Origin of the sequence: Streptomyces niphimycinicus (assembly GCF_018883605.1) — a bacterium.
GTDB lineage: Bacteria > Actinomycetota > Actinomycetes > Streptomycetales > Streptomycetaceae > Streptomyces > Streptomyces niphimycinicus.
Window position 1 is genome coordinate 1 of the sequence record NZ_JAHLEM010001269.1, and the last position, 1,061, is coordinate 1,061.

Genomic DNA, 1,061 nt, shown 5'->3' on the forward strand with positions numbered 1-1,061 from the left:
CGGGCCGGGCGGGGAACACGACCCGGCGGTGGCGCGACCGGCCGCCGACGCCGCCGCCGACGCGGCCGTCGAGTTGCACCGGCGCGGGGCGCCATCCGCCGTGCTGGGCGGGGGCGAGGGGCCCCCGGTGCATCTGATCGCGCTCGACACCGACCCGAGTACGTATCTGGCCGTCATCGGGCCGGACGATCCGCACTGCGGAATGCTGCTCGCCGACGCCGCCCGCACCCTCGCCCTGTGCTGGCGGCTGGAGCAGGCCGAACGGGCGCGCCGGCGGATCGAATCGGCCGAGGGGCACAGCCGGGAGGCGGTGCTGCATCTGCTGATGGTGGGCAGCGTGCCCGCCGCGCAGCGGATCGCGGGGGCGCTGCGGCCGGCGCTGCCCGCGGTGGTCCAGATGTATGTGATCGAGTGCCCGCACGCCCGGCGGCGCGAGATCGCCCGCCGGATAAGCCGCGAGGCGCAGGGCGGGGCATGGATCGTGCCGTGTCCGGTGCGCCCGAACCACCTCATCGCACTCGTACCGCCCGAGCCGGGCCCGGTGAGCGGTGCCCCGCACGCAGGCCCGGCACCACTGGACCTGCTGATCGTCCGCCTGGTGCCGGAGTGCCGGGTCGGGGTGAGCGCGGCGGTCGCGCTGCGGGACACGCCGACCGCCTATGAGCAGGCCATCCACGCACTGGCGGTGGCCCGTAACGCCCCCGAGCGCCGCGCCGGTTTCGGCGGCGACGTGGATGTGACCGTACTGGCGGGCCCGGAGGGCTATCTGTGGGCGAGCGAACTCCTGGCGCCCTGCGTGCGCTACGCCCCGGCCCGCCGCGCCGACCCCGGCCCGCAGGAGCTGCTGGGCACACTCGGGTCGTGGCTCAGCTTCGGTGGAGCGGCCAGCCGCCATCTGAAGATCCACCGCAATACGCTCGCCGCGCGGCTGCGCCATCTCGATGAGCTGCTGGGCGTGGAGGTCAGCCGCAGCCTGGCCGCGCAGTCGGCCGCCTGGCTCGCCCTGCGGCTGCACACCGCCCCGCAGGCCGCGGCGGCCCGCGCCCAGGCCCCGCCGGGGC

Annotated in this window: 1 protein-coding gene; it reads left to right on the forward strand. The window is 76.5% G+C overall.

Annotated elements, in window-relative coordinates; genetic code table 11:
* Positions 1-28 precede the first annotated feature (28 nt).
* The coding region (locus KN815_RS49280) for a PucR family transcriptional regulator (protein WP_253209750.1) at positions 29-1,061 on the forward strand (1,033 nt) is incomplete at its 3' end.